The following is a 14,630-nucleotide window of genomic DNA, read 5'->3' as shown; positions in this document are numbered from 1 at the left end:
TCGGCTGCTGAAGGGTGGGTGCGCACCGTTGGTCCGCACATCGCCCCCCATTTCACGCGCGGACCGCAATAATGGGGGCATTCCGCCTCCCGAGCCTGCATGTCCGCCCGCCAATCCAGCCTCAGCCGCCTGTGGGCCCACGAAAAGGCCAGTTATGGCCTGCGGGTGTTCATCGCCCTCACCGCTGCCGTCGCTGTGTGCTGGCATCTGGATGCACTGACCGCGCTGCCTGGTGTGTTCCTCGGCATCATCGCCAGCGCGATCGCCGAGACCGATGACAACTGGTGGGGCCGTACCAAGGCCGTGCTGCTGTCGTTGCTGTGCTTCTGCCTTGCGGCCGCCTCGGTGATCTGGCTGTTCCCATGGCCATGGATCTTCATCGCCGCGCTGGCGTTGTCCACCTTCGGCCTGACCCTGCTCGGCGCGCTCGGCGAGCGCTATGCCTCCATCGCCCAGGCCACGGTCACGCTGGCCATCTACACCATGATCGGGCTCGAGCAGCACGGTGCGCGCGATCTGCACAGTGCACTGGATGCGGTCAGTCATCTGCTGGCCGGCGCGGTCTGGTACGGCCTGCTGTCGATCCTGTGGACCACGCTGTTCGCCAATCGACCGGTGCGCGAACGGGTGGCGCGCCTGTATGTGGAACTGGGCCGTTACCTGCAGTTGAAGGCTGCATTGTTCGAACCGGTGCGTGAAGCAGACCTGCAACGTCGCCAGCTCGACCTGGCCGAACAGAACCGCCGGGTGGTGGGTGCGCTGAATGAAGCCAAGACCGCCATCCTGGCCCGTTTCGGCCGCTCCGGCCGCCCCGGCGTCAATTCCGGCCTGTACCTGCGCCTGTACTACATGGCGCAGGATTTCCACGAGCGCGCCAGTTCCTCGCACTATCCGTATGGCGCGCTGGTCGATGCGTTCTTCCACAGCGACGTGCTGTACCGCTGCCAGCGCCTGCTGGACCTGCAGGGACAGGCCTGTGCGCGGTTGGGCGAAGCGATCCGGCTGCGCCGGCCGTTCATCTATGGCGAAGCCAACCAGCAGGCAGGCCGCGACCTGGCCGATGCGCTGGGCTACCTGCGCGACCAGCAGCGCCCGCAGTGGCAACGCCTGCTCGGGTCGCTGGACCTGCTGGTGCACAACCTGCGCAGCATCGAGCGCCGCCTGCTGGACGCGGAGCGCTCCGAGGCCAGCCTGGACAATGTCGACACCCGCCTGCGCGACAGCAACCCGCACACCCTGCGCGAGATGGGCGTCCGCATCCGCCAGCAGCTCACGCCAGGCTCGGTACTGTTCCGCCACGGCCTGCGCATGGCGCTGGCACTGATCGCCGGCTTCGCTGCAATCCGCCTGTTCAACGCGCAGAACGGCTCGTGGGTGCTGCTGACCATCGTCTTCGTGTGCCGGCCAAACTTCGGTGCCACCCGCCAGCGTCTGGCCCAGCGCATCGTCGGCACCCTGGTCGGCCTGGTGCTGACCTGGGCGCTGCTGCAACTGTTCCCGCAGCTGGAAATCCAGCTGCTGATCGCACTGCTGTCGGCGCTGCTGTTCTTCTTCACCCGCACCGACCGCTACCTGGTCGCCTCAGCGGCCATCACCGTGATGGCGCTGACCTGCTTCAACCTGATCGGCGACGGCTTCGTGCTCATCGTGCCGCGCATGGTCGATACGATCCTCGGCTGCGCGATCGCCGCAGCGGCCGCGTTCCTGATCCTGCCGGACTGGCAGGGGCGCCAGCTGCACCGCGTGCTGGCGCGGGTACTGGATACCGCCGCACGCTACCTGGAATCGGTGCTGGGCCAGTACCGCAGCGGCATGCGCGACGATCTGGCCTACCGCATCGCCCGCCGCGACATGCACAACGCCGATGCCGCACTGTCCACCGCCTTGTCGAACATGCTGCGCGAACCGGGCCACGTGCGCCGCAACCTCGACGCGGGGTTTCACTTCCTGGCGCTGTCCAACACCTTGCTGGGGCACCTCTCGGCACTGGGCGCGCATCGCGACCAGGTAGACAGCTATGCAGGCGATCCGCTCGCGCTGGCAGCAGGTGAACGGGTGCGCAAGGCACTTCAGCAGGTGGCGTCGGCGTTGACTGCGCAGCAACCGGTAGCGGAGGACGACAACGATGCCGATCGCGCAGTGGCTGCCGAACTGGAACAGCTCGACGAGGGCATGCCACCCAAGCTGCAGTTGATCCGGACCCAGATGGCGCTGGTACTGCGGATGCTGCCCAAGGTGCGGGCGGCCGCCAACGGCGCGGTGCAGGGCCTGACCTGACATCGGTAGCGCCGGGCAGGGCCTGGCGCTACCGCCAACGCAACATCCTGTTGCATCCAGCGCTGCACCCCGCTCACGGTCGGCAGCCGATACTGCGCCATTCCCCCGTGCAGGCCCCTCCCCCATGAAGATCGAACTCGGCAACCGCACCGCGCTGGTCACCGCGTCCACCGCAGGCATCGGCCAGGCCATCGCCCACGGCCTGGCGGCCGCAGGCGCGCAGGTCATCCTCAACGGCCGCAGCGTCGAGAGCATCGAGCGCGCGCGGCAGCGTCTGCTGGCGGCGGTCCCGGGCGCCAGGGTGCTGGGCGTTGCCGCCGACCTCTCTGACGCCGCTGGCGTGGACACGCTGCTGGCAGGCCTGCCTGCGAAGGTCGACATCCTGGTCAACAACGCCGGCATCTTCGGCCCACAGGATTTCTTCGAGACCGACGACGCCACCTGGGAACGGTACTGGCAGACCAACGTGATGTCCGGCGTCCGCCTGTCGCGTGCGCTGCTGCCAGCCATGGTCGATGCCGGCTGGGGTCGCGTGCTGTTCATCTCCTCCGAATCGGCGCGCAACATTCCCGCCGACATGATCCACTACGGTGTCAGCAAGACCGCGCAGCTGTCGCTGTCGCGGGGCCTGGCCAAGCGCGTTGCCGGCAGCGGCGTCACGGTCAACGCAGTGTTGCCCGGCCCCACCCTGTCTGACGGCTTCGCCACGATATTCGAGGAAGAGCGCGCGCGCAGCGGCAAGCCACTGGAACAGATCGGTCGCGAGTTCGTCATGGCCCACCGCCCGGCATCGGTGATCCAGCGCGCCGCCACCGTCGAGGAAGTGGCCAACATGGTCGTTTACCTTGCATCAGCGCAGGCCTCGGCCACATCGGGCGCCGCACTGCGGGTGGATGGCGGGGTGGTCGACGATATCGTCTGACATCTTCGGGCAGAGTGCGGACCAACGGTCCGCACCCACCACCGATCCACACCCACCACTGTCGGCACCCACGGCAGATGGGCAGGAATGCTAGGCTGCGCCGGTCCAAGGAGGTTCCATGTCCGGTCACAACCAGTTTGCCCTGCTGCGCCAGCGCCGCTTCCTGCCGTTCTTCATCGTGCAGGGACTGGGAGCCTTCAACGACAACGTTTACCGGCAGGCGATCATCGGCCTGTTGTTCTACCTGGGCGTGGCCGAAAGCGAGCGCACGCTCTACACTAATCTGGCGCCGGCGCTGTTCATCCTGCCCTACTTCCTGTTCTCTGCCCTTGCCGGGCAGATCGCGGAAAAGCTGGAGAAATCGCGGCTGATCGTGATCACCACCACCATGGAGATCGTGATCATGACGATGGCTGCGGTGGGCTTCCTCACCGAGAGCCTGCCGGTGCTGCTGGTGGCCCTGTTCTGCACCGGCCTGCAATCCACGCTGTTCGGCCCGGTGAAGTACTCGGTACTGCCTTCGGTACTGCGTCCGGAAGAACTGACCGGTGGCAACGGGCTGGTCGAGATGGGCACCTCGATGTCGATCCTGACCGGCATGATCGTCGGCGGCCTGGTGTTCACCCTGGCCGGTACGCATGGCCCGATCGTGGCCGCCACCGCGGTCATCGCGCTGGCGATCTGCGGCAACCTCGCCGCACGCATGATTCCCAAGGTCGATGCCGGCGCGCCGGACCTGAAGATCAACTGGAACCCGATCCCCGAATCGCTGGCCGTGCTGCGCATGGCGCGCCGGCAGAAGTCCGTGCGCAACGCCATCCTCGGCGTTTCCTGGTTCTGGTTCGTCGGCACCATTCTCACCGCACAGCTGCCGTCCTATGCGGTCACCAATCTGGGCGGCGAGCCGACCCTGTACATCTTCGCGCTGGCGCTGTTCTCGGTAGGTACCGGGGTCGGCTCGCTGCTGTGCGAAAAGCTGTCGGCGCGCACGGTCGAGATCGGCCTGGTGCCGCTGGGTGCGTTCGGCATGACCGCCTTCCTGCTGGACCTGTACTTCGCACGCGCCGGCGAAGCCACCGCGCAGGGGCTGTCGGTCACCCAGTTCGTGCACCAGGCCGGCAGCGTACGCATCATCATCGACCTGCTCGGCATCGGCCTGTTCACCGGCTTTTTCGTTGTACCGCTGTTCGCGCTGATCCAGAGCCGCACGCCGAAGTCGGAGATGTCGCGCGTGTTCGCCGCGCTGAACATCCAGAACTCCGGCTTCATCGTCGCGGCGGCCGTGCTCGGCCTGCTCACCCAGCGCCTGCTCGGCTGGACCATTCCGCAGCTGTTCCTGGCGCTGGCCATCGCCAACGCACTCGTTGCGATCTACATCTTCACCATCGTCCCTGAATTCCTGATGCGGTTCCTCAGCTGGGTGATGGTGCGCACGCTGTACCGGCTGCGCCCGCACGGCATCGAGACGCACGTGCCCGATGAGGGTGCCGCGCTGCTGGTCTGCAACCACGTGAGCTACATGGACGCGTTGATCCTGTCGGCGACGATTCCGCGTCCGGTGCGCTTTGTCATGTACTACAAAATCTTCAACATCCCGGTGATGCGCTGGATTTTCCGTACCGCCAAGGCCATCCCGATCGCCGGTGCGCGCGAAGACCCCGCCCTGATGCAGCGCGCGTTCGACGAGATCGATGCGGCGTTGGCTGAAGGCGAGCTGGTGTGCATCTTCCCCGAAGGGGCGCTCACCCGCGATGGACAGATGGCACCGTTCAAATCCGGGGTCGAGAAGATCCTGGAACGCCGCCCGGTGCCGGTGGTACCGATGGCGCTGCGTGGCATGTGGTCGAGCATGTGGAGCCGGCGCGATACACGCCTGGGCCGCATGCGGGTGCCGCGCCGCTTCCGCGCCACCATCGAAGTGGTCGCTGCCGCTGCGGTGGATGGCCGTGCGACCGACGCCCCGGCCCTGGAGGCACAGGTGCGGGCGCTGCGCGGTGACAACGCCTGAGGGCCTTGCGCGCGTTCAAAAGGTGGACGTAGACTCGGCTGAGGCCACGGAAGCGGCTTGGCATCCACCACAGGGACGGCATCAATGGACTGCAGGGTAGATTTCACCCGTGGGATCGAGCAGCATCTGCTCTCGCCTGGCGGCTCGCTGGCCAGCTGCATCGGCATGCTGCGGCGCGAAGAACTGATCGAGTGGATGCGCAGCTGCATCCTTGAAGAGCTTTCCGGCCACGGCCAACCCAGTCAGGAAGCCTTCGCCGTGACGTTGGCGCAGGGCCCTTCGTGGCAGTTGAAGGTGGTCCAGCAGTCGATCAATACGCGATTCCTGTATACGCAGCCGTTCGAACTGATCGTGATGCCGTTGAACGGCGCACTGACGGTTGAGACCTACCAGATCGATCGTCCTCCAGCGCTGGCTGAAGGGAGCCGGATCCAGCACCAGGGTCGCAGTGTGCTTGAGCCGGGAACAGCCCTGCTCTGCGGCGCATCGGGTACTGTCCACGATCTGCGCATCCAGCAGCCCACGCTGGTGGCCAAGCTGATCGGCGCGGTACGTGAACCGCTGCAATGGATGATCGATCGCGGCAGCGGCGAGGTCATCCAGGCCATTTCTTCCAGCCCGGTGCACTCAGAGCTGGAGATCATGGCCCGCACTCTGGGCGCCCTGCGCGACGGAGGTGCCGACACCTTGGCCAGCCTTGCCACCCATGAGAGTCATTTCGTGCGCTGGTCCGCGATACAGGCGATGGGCCGTGTCGACGCGCAGCGTGCGCTGCAGCTGCTCGACGGCGCACGCGCTGATGCGCACCCACAGATCCGGCAGAGCGCCAGCACTGTGCTCGCCCGCCATGCACAGGCGCGTTGCTGATGGCCATCACCCCGCAGCTTTCGGACGACATCGCTCCGCTCGGCCTGGAGGAATTCATGGCCCTGGCGCGCAGGCGGGTGGACGTGAACGAGCCGGAGAGCGCCCTGCAGCTGGCCGATGCGCTGGCGGGCCTGGCCCTGCACCCGCACCTGATGCGCGATGCGATCCAGAAACAGGTGCAGGCCTTCCTGCAGGGAAACCGCCAGGTCAGCTACACCCCCCAGTCGATCATCCTTGGCGGTTCCGAGAGTTTCTACGTACGTGCCAACATCTGGACACCGCCACGGCTGGCCGGCGCGATCCGCGAGCAGGAGGAGCGGATCTTCTCCTACAACCTGGCGCACGACCACAACTTCGCATTCCTCACCGCAGGCTGTTTCGGCTCCGGCTACCGCACCGAGATCTTCGACTATGACCCCACCCGGGTGGTGGGCTATGTGGGTGAACGCGTTGAACTCACCCGCCTCGAAGAAACCACACTGCCCAAGGGCAAGGTGATGTTCTACCGGGAGCGCCGCGACATCCACATACAGCACGCGCCGACCGAACTGTCGATCTCGCTGAACCTGATGCTGTTGTCACCCCGCAGCCAGCATACCGAGCAGTACTTCTTCGACACCGCCCAGGGCGTGATCTCCGGCATTCCGGAAGCCGCCTACGTGTATCGCCGCGCCTCCCTCGCCGCGCTGCTCGGCGCGGTAGGCGACGAGCACGCACTGCCGACCCTGCATGGGCTGCTGGACGAACATTCCAACCGGCGCGTAAGGGTGTCGGCACTGCAGGCCATCCATCAGCTGCAGCAGCGGTCCAATCAACACTGCGACATTGCCGGTCGCTTCGTCGACGACAGCGACCCGTTGATGGCGATGGCCGCGCGCAGTCTTCACGACGGAGCCGCACTGGATGCGGGTCTGGACCTGGCGAGCGCCGCAGACCTCTACAAGCGCGATTGACGCGCGTGCAGCCGGGCACCGATACCTCTCGGCGGTGCCTGTGCTTCTTCACGAGAGGCTTTTCATCCAAAAGGACTGCGAATGAACAACGAACTGCTGCTGGAAATCGAAGACCTGCCGACCACCGTCGCTCCGACCGGCGTGTCCGACGGCGTGATCGGGCTTTTCCAGATCCTGCTGCTGTGGCCGCAGGAAGCAAACTGAGTGATCCCGCGGCGGCCGGGCACCTGCCCGGCCGCTGCACGCGGGCGGTTGCGATGGACGACCGGTGTCAGGGGTGCCAAGATTGCGCGCACCCTCATTCAAGGAAAGACCCATGAGCACCCCCCAGCCGCCGCAGGCCCATAGCGGCGCCATCCCGACCTACATGACGCCGTCGATCATCCTGACGGTCGCCTCCTTCATCGTGTGCTGCCTGTCGTGCGTCAGCATCATCGGCATCGGCACCGGCATCGTGGCCATCGTGTTCGCCAACAAGACCAGCAAGGCGCTGACGCTGGGCGACATCGCCGCCGCCCAGGCCGCATCGCGCACCGCGAAGATCTGGATGTGGGTCACCGCCGGCCTGCTCATCCTGGGCCTGCTGGTCTGGATCATCTCGCTGGCAACCATGGGCGTGGACGGCTACATGATGCAGCTGCAGCAGTTGCAGCAGCAGCTGGAAAACAGCAAGTAATGCGCCCGTTCCAGCTCCCGCGCTGGAGCTGGCTCGCACTGCCGCCGGCGCTTGTAGTCGCCGGCGGCGGTGCGTGGTTGCTGTACCGGATCGACCCGAGCGGCACCGACAGCCCGTTTCCGCCCTGCGCCTTCCGCGCAGTGACCGGCTTCTACTGCGTCGGCTGCGGCGGCACCCGCTGCGCGCACGCACTGCTGCACGGGGACATCGCAACCGCATGGTCGATGAACCCGCTGCTGGTCATCCTGGTTGCATTGCTGCCCGTTGCAGCGGCCTGGTGGATGGGCTATCGACCGCGCTGGCTGCAGCCACTGATGCACCTGCTGCAGAAGCCGGCATTCTGGCTGACCCTGCTGCCCCTGTTCTGGATTGCGCGCAACCTGCCGTGGTCACCGTTCACGTCGCTGGCGCCGCTCTAGCAGACTCGCTCAGTGGGCGTGCGCTGCAGCAAAGCGCGCGGCATCCACGCATGGCGTGGATCTACAGATGCCAGTCACCGCGGGGATGCCGGCTCAGGTCACCCAGCCGGCAATTACCAGCAGCGCCAGCACGGCCAGCCACAGCAGCAGCATCCGCCACACCAGGCTCATTGCATCGCGCAGGTCCGGCAGCCGCTGCCACACCGGCAGCAGGCCGGCCTCGGTGTAGTCATGGGCATCTTCGCGCAGCTCGGCGCTGACGCTGGCACGTGCCACCGCGCCCAGGAAGCCGATGCCACCCGCCAACCGCTCGCCATGGGCCTGGCGCCATGCCTTCCAGGCCGTGTCGAAGTTGCCGACCAGGGCCATCGAGAACGCCATCAGCTGCGCCACCGGCCACTCCATCCAGCCCAGCAGGCGCTGCGCCAGCGCCAGCGGCTCCACCGGCACCCTGGCGCGCATCGGGCTCTCTGCCATCAACGCCAGCAGGCGGTAGCCGAGGGCACCGACCGGGCCCAGCAGCAGGAACCAGAACAGGACGGCGAACCAGCGGCGCAACGCGTTGAGCACGGTCGCCTCCACCAGCGAAGGAACATCCTCGCGCAGGCTGCCACCGGCCGCCTGCAGGTTGCGTACGGCGGCCTGGCGCGTAGGTGCATCGTCGGCGTCGATGATGGCTTCGATATCGCGATCAAGGTCGCGCGGGCCCCAGCACCAGGCCAGAACTGCCACGCCCAGCAGCAAGCCCGGCAGGCCAAACAGCACGCCATGCAGCAGCCAGGCCAGCAGCCCCATCAGCAGCAACGGTGGCACGATCGCCAGCGCCACCCCCACCGCCGCCTGCCAGGCGCGGCCACCGTGTGCATCCAGCCAGCCCAGCCAGCTCCGGAAGCCGTCGAAGCGGCGCAGCGAGGCAGCAGCGGCTGGGGCAACATGGCCCAGGGCCAGTGCCACCAGCACGGCAACCAGGGTGGTGAACATGGCAGGTCTCTCCCGGGAAAGCAGCGTTCGGCGCCGCTACCTTACCTGTCGCAGCGCCGTCGTCAGCGGTGAACCGCACTGTAACCGGTGGCGTGTTCAGGTGGCGGCAATGCTGGCGCCAGGCGAGGTCAACCCGGCGCCTGCATTCAATGCTGCTGCTGTTGGTACCAGTGCTCGATCAGGCTGCGCGAGATCGAGATCGGTGGTGACAGGCGGATGCCTTCGCCGTCATCTTCCAGGTCGCGTGCAAGCGCGGCGCCCACCTCATCGGCAGTGAACCAGCGCGCATCCTCCAGCTCGCCATCCACGGTCGGCAGATCGTCCTGCGCCTGGGCGCGGAAGCCGACCATCAATGCCCCCGGGAACGGCCAGGGCTGCGAGCCGAGATACTGGCAGGCGGTCACACGCACCTTGCTCTCTTCGTGCACTTCGCGCACCACGGTCTGCTCGAAGGTCTCGCCCGGTTCCACAAAGCCTGCCAGCACCGAATAGCGGCGCGGCGCCCAGTTGGCCTGCCGACCCAGCAGCAGCCGGCCCTGGTTCTCGACGGCCACGATCACCGCCGGGTCCACCCGCGGGTAGTGCTCGGTAGCGCATTGCGGGCAGCGGCCGACGAAGCCACCACGGGCGAAGGTGACGGCGGCGCCACACACGCCACAGAAGCGCGTGCGCGATTGCCAGTAGGACATGCCACGCGCATAGCTGAAGGCCGTCGCATCAGCCACCGTCCACAGCAGTGCAGCCTGGCGCAGGTCGAGCCGGCGCGGTGCGCTGGCCGTCACCTGGGCGGCTTCCAGCGAGAACCAGGCCTGCTCGCCACGCAGCCCGAGGAAGATCGCGGCACCCGGCCCACCGCCGATGTCGGCACCGGTCAATGCCAGTGGCTGATCATCATCCCCGGTGAAGGCGGTACCGTCCTGGTCCAGGACAAGAATGCGCGCATCCGGCCACAGGCGTGCGAGGGCATCTGCATCCTCGCGCATGGCATCGGCGCGCTCCAGCGGTTCGCCGACAAAGGCAAAACCGGAAAGCGGCGAGAGAGTGTTGAGCATCCGACAAGCCTGCCGCCAATCGCGGCGGGTGGCAACCCGCAGAGTGTGCAGAACCTGCCCGGTGGGGGGCTGGGTGCGAGGCGTGCCTCACACCCACCTGCCTACATGCTGAAACTGCTGCCGCAGCCGCAGGTGGTCTTGGCGTTCGGATTGCGGATCACGAACTGCGCGCCGGTCAGGCTCTCGGTGTAATCCACCTCGGCACCCATCAGGTACTGCAGGCTGAGCGGATCGACCAGCAGGGTGACCCCGCTGGTCTGCACCGCCAGGTCATCCTCGGCACGGTTCTCGTCGAACTCGAACCCGTACTGGAAGCCGGAACAGCCGCCTCCCTCGATGTACACGCGCAACGACAGGTCGGGGTTGCCCTCGTCCTGGATCAGTTCCTTGACCTTGGCCGCAGCGGCCTCGGTGAAGTTCAGCGGCCGATCCAGCGACTGGTAGTCAGGCGCGGCGGCCGGCGTGGTGCCGGGGAGGGAAACGAGCGTGTTCATGGGCTCAGCATGGGGGCGCTGGCGATGGCTTTCAAGCCATCGCCTCGGCCAGCTTGCGGCGTGCCGCCGTGCTGCCCTTGCCATCGCCGGCGTCGTCGCTGTCCGGCGCAGGCAGGGCCTGCATCGGCGCACTGGCGTGGATCAGCCGCCCATTCAGCTGGGCGCCCGCATTCATTTCCACCACCTGGTAATGCACATTGCCGTTGACCCGCGCGCTTGGGGTCAGCTCCACCTTCTCGGTGGCGTGCACATCGCCATCCAGGCGGCCGCTGATGACCACGACCTGGGCGCGGATCTCGCCCTCGATCACGCCATGCTCGGCAAGGGTCAGGGTGGCCGCGCTGGCGCCTTCCTGGGCAATCACCTTGCCATGGATGCGACCTTCCACATACAGGCCGCCACTGAATTCCACATCGCCACGGATCACCACCTGGTTGCCGATCAGGGCATCCACCACCAGTTGGCCATCACGGCTGGATTTGCTGCTTCCGAACATCTGCCTACTCCCCTTTGCTGGCCGGTGCGCCGGCCTGTTTCCAGTCAAATACCTGGGTGGCGCCCCCCGCACCACTCCCCAATGTCACCTTCACCCGTTGCGGGGTGAAGTCAGCCGGCAGCATCACGCTGCCGGTGAGCTGCTGGAAGTACCGGAACGAGTAATCCTGTCCCGGCACCTTGCTGCGCTGGTGCAGTTCATCCCAGCTGATGGTGGCCAGCTTGCCGTTCTTCACGCCTTCCACCGTAAACCGCATCTGCCCCTGGCTGATCGCCCCGCGGTTGAGGTTCTGGGTCAGCACCACGCTGTACTGCCAGGTGCCGGCCGATTCCGGGCTGAACTCGATCGAATGGGTATTGAGGCCCTTGCGCTGGCTGGTCGAGCCCACCAGCCGCTCATAGAAGGCGACATCGGCCCGCAGCCCGGCGATTTCCTCATCGCGCTCGGCCAGCGAGGACTGCACTTCGTTGTTGGCCGCGCGGCTGATGCGGTCCGAGGCTTCCAGCGTGGCCTGCTTCTGGCGAAGTTCGGTCAGCTGGGTCTGCAGGGTGTCAGCGCGCTTCTCGGCGGCCTGTACGCGCTGGCCCTGTTCGCCACGCGGGGCGCCGAGCCAGCAGCCGCCAAGCACCGCCAGCACCAGGCTGAGCAGCCAGATGCCGGCCATCACCAGCAGGCGACGGCGGTCGGCGGGCGGTTGCTGCGCACCCGGCAGGCGGACCTGCACACGCATGGGAGGGCGGTTGTTCATGGGTAGTCTCCGTGGCATCGCAGTGGCGATGCCAATACGGCCCCTGGGGCAAACGACGGGCTAGTGTATGACAGGAACGGCAGCTTTCCGGCGTGCCGGCCGGCAATGGCCGGTGGTATTCAGCCACTTCATCGTCGATAGTGTGGCACCCCGCACAGTTCCGTCGCTGGAGCCCGCCATGACCGAAGCCCACCTGTTCGTGATCGGCATCCTGCTGGCCTGGCTGGCTGGCATCCGTGTCTATCTCACCGTGTTCGGCGTGGGCCTGGCCGGCCTGCTGGGCTGGGTCGACCTGCCGCCCGCCCTGCAGGCCACTGAATCGTGGTGGGTGCTGGGCACCTCGGCCGCACTGGCAGTCGCCGAATTCTTCGCAGACAAGATCCCCGGGGTGGATTCGGCCTGGGACCTGGTGCAGACGCTGGCCCGGGTGCCTGCCGGTGCGTTCCTGGCGGCAGCGACATTGTCGCCCGATGGTGATCTGGGTACCGGCGCCCTGGTGGCCGGTGCCGGCGTCGCACTGGCCAGCCACGGCCTGAAGGCGGGAACCCGCGCCCTGCTGAACACCTCGCCGGAACCGGCCAGCAACTGGGTGGCCTCCGCCGCCGAAGACACCGTGGTGATCGGCGGGTTGGCGCTCGCGCTGGCCCATCCCTGGATCGCGCTGGTGGTCGTGCTCACCTGCAGCCTGGCCGGTGCCCTGCTGGTCTGGCTGGTCTGGCGCGCCCTGTGGAAAGGCGTGCGCTGGCTGGCGCGTGGCGGCAGCGATGGCGGACAACGAGAACCCCGTACCGGCTGACCGGCAGGCTTGTCGCATAATGGCCGCGAACACCAGGAGCATCGATGGCCGCAAACGAATCCGCCGCGGGCCCCCGCCCGGCGCGTGCTGAAACCCCTCCGGCCGATCATTGGCAACGCTGGGCCACCGCGGCCGCCGCACCGGCGCCGCCGGTATTGGCGCCGGTGCCACCGGTGCCGGCCCCGGCATTGACCGCGCCCGCTGACGGTCGCCTTGCGGCGCCGCCGCCGTTGCCTTCGGCCGCTACGCTGCCCGAAGCGGGCAACAGCGATGCAGCGCCGGTCGACGCCGACGCTCCCTATCGGGTGCTGATCGTCGAAGACGACCGTGCCCAGGCCCTGTTCGCGCAGAGCGTGCTGCACGGTGCGGGCATGCAGGCCATCGTGCTTGGCGATGCCGATGGCGTACAGCAGGCCATGCGCGAGCAGCGCCCCGACCTGATCCTGATGGACCTGCACCTGCCTGGACTGGACGGCATGCGCTTGACCGCGATGATCCGCCAGCAGCCGGGCATGCAGCTGCTGCCGATCGTGTTCCTCAGCGGCGACCCGGACCCGGAACGGCAGTTCGAAGTGCTCGACTGCGGCGCCGACGATTACCTCAGCAAACCGATCCGGCCACGCCACCTGATTGCCGCCGTGGCCAACCGCATCCGTCGCGCGCGCGCGCAGGCTGCGACCCTGCCGGGAGCCAACGGCGCACCGGCAACCAGCAACCCGGAAACCGGGCTGCCGACCCGCCATCACGTGCTGCAGCAGCTCAACGCCACACTCGCCCAGCAGGAACGCGGCGGTGTGTTCTTCGTGGAGATATCCAGCGCGCTGGGCCTGCGTGAGCGCTATGGCTATGCGGCATTCGAACGACTGATGGTGCAGGCCGGGCAACGCCTTGCCGAGGCCGGCCACCCGCACCTGCTGGCACGCCTGAACGACAACAGCTTCCTGCTGCTGGCGCGCAATGCCGATGAAGAAAGCCTGGAAGCCATCGCCGGCACCCTGCGCGAGCAGCTGTCCGCGCGTGCCTTCGTGATCCGCGACGATGAGTCGGTGCACCTGCGCGGCGTGGTTGGCTACGCGCCGCTGTCGTCGGGTTTCGACGATGCCAACAGCGCGCTGGAAGCGGTCGAACGCACCACCCTGCAGGCACGCCTGCTCAGCGCCGGCGTAGCCGGCCACGTGCATCGCCAGGTGACGACCGAACAGGAACATCTGGCGCTGCTGGAAGGCCAGCTGGAGCTTGCCTACCAGCCGATCGTCGCCGTTGCCGGCGGCAGCAGCGCGCAGTACCAGCTGCTGCTGCGCCTGCGCCAGAACGACGGCACCGTGCTGACCGCCGGCCAGGTGATCCCGGCTGCGGAAGCGGCCGGCCGTATTGCCGACCTCGACCAGCAGGTGCTGGAGCACGCGATGGGTCTTCTCGACCTGTATCGCCATGCCACCCAGCCACTGAACCTGTTCGTTTCGCAATCGCTGCGCACCCTGCAGCGCGATGCGTTTGCCGATTGGCTGCTGGAATCGCTGCAGCAACGCGATCTGCCAGGCAGTGCGCTGGTGATCGACGTGCGCCTGCCCGATGCACTCATCCATACCGTCCCGCTGCAGCAGTTCTGCCAGCGCATGGCCAGCGCCGGCGTGCGTTTCTGCCTCAGCCAGTTCGAGCCGGGCAGCGAAGCCCTGGCCCTGCTCACCCAGCTGCCGCTGTCATTCGTGCGCATGGCCGCACGCTTTTCCAGCAGCCACTCCAACCCGGATACGCGCGAAGAACTGCGGCGCTCGATCGAGCAGGCCCATGCAGCCGGCCTGCAGATCATCGGCCAGCAGATCGAGGATCCGCAGGCCGCAGCGGCGATGTGGGTCGGTGGCGTCGATTACATCCAGGGCAACATGGTGCAGTCGGCCGGCAGCGACCTGAACTTCGACTTCCACAACGCGGTGCTCTGAG

At 67.1% G+C, this 14,630-nt stretch carries 15 protein-coding genes; 10 read left to right on the top strand and 5 right to left on the bottom strand.

Features of this window, described 5'->3' with window-relative positions; translation table 11 throughout:
• The first annotated feature begins 99 nt into the window (after window positions 1–99).
• The 8 genes from yccS to ACVOLJ_RS03455 all read left to right on the top strand — a co-directional run bounded on the left by yccS (window position 100) and on the right by ACVOLJ_RS03455 (window position 8,122).
• Window positions 100–2,277 (top strand): YccS family putative transporter, encoded by a 2,178-nt coding sequence (gene yccS, locus ACVOLJ_RS03490; RefSeq protein ID WP_481563460.1) that lies wholly within the window; start codon window positions 100–102, stop codon window positions 2,275–2,277.
• Between the two features lie 124 nt (window positions 2,278–2,401).
• Entirely contained in the window at window positions 2,402–3,199 is a 798-nt protein-coding gene (locus tag ACVOLJ_RS03485; RefSeq protein WP_481563459.1) for an SDR family NAD(P)-dependent oxidoreductase, read from the top strand.
• A gap of 118 nt (window positions 3,200–3,317) precedes the next feature.
• A complete protein-coding gene (locus ACVOLJ_RS03480) occupies window positions 3,318–5,207 on the top strand; it encodes an MFS transporter (protein WP_475278549.1) in 1,890 nt (629 codons plus the stop codon).
• A gap of 84 nt (window positions 5,208–5,291) precedes the next feature.
• On the top strand, window positions 5,292–6,074 hold the full coding sequence (locus ACVOLJ_RS03475; RefSeq protein ID WP_475278550.1) for a HEAT repeat domain-containing protein: 783 nt from the start codon (window positions 5,292–5,294) through the stop codon (window positions 6,072–6,074).
• Window positions 6,074–7,027, top strand: coding sequence for a hypothetical protein (locus tag ACVOLJ_RS03470; RefSeq protein ID WP_475278551.1), 954 nt, complete (start codon window positions 6,074–6,076; stop codon window positions 7,025–7,027). The genes ACVOLJ_RS03475 and ACVOLJ_RS03470 overlap by 1 nt, the downstream gene beginning before the upstream one ends.
• 81 nt (window positions 7,028–7,108) lie before the next feature.
• A complete protein-coding gene (locus ACVOLJ_RS03465; protein ID WP_303637005.1) occupies window positions 7,109–7,231 on the top strand; it encodes a hypothetical protein in 123 nt (40 codons plus the stop codon).
• Window positions 7,232–7,343: 112 nt separating this feature from the next.
• Window positions 7,344–7,703 (top strand): CD225/dispanin family protein, encoded by a 360-nt coding sequence (locus tag ACVOLJ_RS03460; RefSeq protein ID WP_475278552.1) that lies wholly within the window; start codon window positions 7,344–7,346, stop codon window positions 7,701–7,703.
• Entirely contained in the window at window positions 7,703–8,122 is a 420-nt protein-coding gene (locus ACVOLJ_RS03455; protein WP_481563458.1) for a DUF2752 domain-containing protein, read from the top strand. Before ACVOLJ_RS03460 ends, ACVOLJ_RS03455 begins: the two co-directional genes overlap by 1 nt.
• Window positions 8,123–8,215: 93 nt before the next feature.
• On the opposite strand, the gene ampE is transcribed toward ACVOLJ_RS03455, so the two are convergent.
• The 5 genes from ampE to ACVOLJ_RS03430 all read right to left on the bottom strand — a co-directional run bounded on the left by ampE (window position 8,216) and on the right by ACVOLJ_RS03430 (window position 11,893).
• Window positions 8,216–9,103, bottom strand: coding sequence for a regulatory signaling modulator protein AmpE (gene ampE / locus ACVOLJ_RS03450; protein WP_481563457.1), 888 nt, complete (start codon window positions 9,101–9,103; stop codon window positions 8,216–8,218).
• A 146-nt stretch (window positions 9,104–9,249) separates the two neighbouring features.
• Entirely contained in the window at window positions 9,250–10,155 is a 906-nt protein-coding gene (gene nudC, locus ACVOLJ_RS03445; protein ID WP_481563456.1) for an NAD(+) diphosphatase, read from the bottom strand.
• A 101-nt stretch (window positions 10,156–10,256) separates the two neighbouring features.
• Complete coding sequence (gene erpA / locus ACVOLJ_RS03440) at window positions 10,257–10,649, bottom strand: iron-sulfur cluster insertion protein ErpA (protein ID WP_475278556.1); 393 nt, start codon at window positions 10,647–10,649, stop codon at window positions 10,257–10,259.
• A gap of 31 nt (window positions 10,650–10,680) precedes the next feature.
• The gene (locus ACVOLJ_RS03435) at window positions 10,681–11,145 is read right to left on the bottom strand and encodes a bactofilin family protein (RefSeq protein WP_475278557.1); all 465 of its coding nucleotides are present in this window, start codon (window positions 11,143–11,145) and stop codon (window positions 10,681–10,683) included.
• A gap of 4 nt (window positions 11,146–11,149) precedes the next feature.
• Window positions 11,150–11,893, bottom strand: a complete 744-nt coding sequence (locus ACVOLJ_RS03430) for a DUF6776 family protein (RefSeq protein ID WP_475278558.1) — start codon at window positions 11,891–11,893, stop codon at window positions 11,150–11,152.
• A 178-nt stretch (window positions 11,894–12,071) separates the two neighbouring features.
• Between ACVOLJ_RS03430 and ACVOLJ_RS03425 the strand changes: the two genes are divergently transcribed.
• Window positions 12,072–12,689 (top strand): DUF4126 domain-containing protein, encoded by a 618-nt coding sequence (locus ACVOLJ_RS03425; protein WP_481563455.1) that lies wholly within the window; start codon window positions 12,072–12,074, stop codon window positions 12,687–12,689.
• Window positions 12,690–12,733: 44 nt separating this feature from the next.
• The gene (locus tag ACVOLJ_RS03420; RefSeq protein WP_481563454.1) at window positions 12,734–14,629 is read left to right on the top strand and encodes an EAL domain-containing protein; all 1,896 of its coding nucleotides are present in this window, start codon (window positions 12,734–12,736) and stop codon (window positions 14,627–14,629) included.
• Window position 14,630 lies beyond the last annotated feature (1 nt).

The sequence above is a fragment of the Stenotrophomonas sp. STEN046 genome, from assembly GCF_056759755.1.
Note: the sequence above shows the minus strand (reverse complement) of the source record. Positions and strands in the feature narration are given on the sequence as shown.

Excerpts from the sequence above, each read along its gene's own strand:
- ACVOLJ_RS03475 (WP_475278550.1), top strand. The coding sequence starts at position 5,292 with ATGGACTGCAGGGTAGATTTCACCCGTGGGATCGAGCAGCATCTGCTC.
- ACVOLJ_RS03455 (WP_481563458.1), top strand. The coding sequence starts at position 7,703 with ATGCGCCCGTTCCAGCTCCCGCGCTGGAGCTGGCTCGCACTGCCGCCG.
- ACVOLJ_RS03485 (WP_481563459.1), top strand. The coding sequence starts at position 2,402 with ATGAAGATCGAACTCGGCAACCGCACCGCGCTGGTCACCGCGTCCACC.
- ACVOLJ_RS03470 (WP_475278551.1), top strand. The coding sequence starts at position 6,074 with ATGGCCATCACCCCGCAGCTTTCGGACGACATCGCTCCGCTCGGCCTG.
- ACVOLJ_RS03435 (WP_475278557.1), bottom strand. The coding sequence starts at position 11,145 with ATGTTCGGAAGCAGCAAATCCAGCCGTGATGGCCAACTGGTGGTGGAT.
- ACVOLJ_RS03420 (WP_481563454.1), top strand. The coding sequence starts at position 12,734 with ATGGCCGCAAACGAATCCGCCGCGGGCCCCCGCCCGGCGCGTGCTGAA.
- ACVOLJ_RS03430 (WP_475278558.1), bottom strand. The coding sequence starts at position 11,893 with ATGAACAACCGCCCTCCCATGCGTGTGCAGGTCCGCCTGCCGGGTGCG.
- ampE (WP_481563457.1), bottom strand. The coding sequence starts at position 9,103 with ATGTTCACCACCCTGGTTGCCGTGCTGGTGGCACTGGCCCTGGGCCAT.
- erpA (WP_475278556.1), bottom strand. The coding sequence starts at position 10,649 with ATGAACACGCTCGTTTCCCTCCCCGGCACCACGCCGGCCGCCGCGCCT.
- nudC (WP_481563456.1), bottom strand. The coding sequence starts at position 10,155 with ATGCTCAACACTCTCTCGCCGCTTTCCGGTTTTGCCTTTGTCGGCGAA.
- ACVOLJ_RS03425 (WP_481563455.1), top strand. The coding sequence starts at position 12,072 with ATGACCGAAGCCCACCTGTTCGTGATCGGCATCCTGCTGGCCTGGCTG.
- ACVOLJ_RS03460 (WP_475278552.1), top strand. The coding sequence starts at position 7,344 with ATGAGCACCCCCCAGCCGCCGCAGGCCCATAGCGGCGCCATCCCGACC.
- ACVOLJ_RS03480 (WP_475278549.1), top strand. The coding sequence starts at position 3,318 with ATGTCCGGTCACAACCAGTTTGCCCTGCTGCGCCAGCGCCGCTTCCTG.
- ACVOLJ_RS03465 (WP_303637005.1), top strand. The coding sequence starts at position 7,109 with ATGAACAACGAACTGCTGCTGGAAATCGAAGACCTGCCGACCACCGTC.
- yccS (WP_481563460.1), top strand. The coding sequence starts at position 100 with ATGTCCGCCCGCCAATCCAGCCTCAGCCGCCTGTGGGCCCACGAAAAG.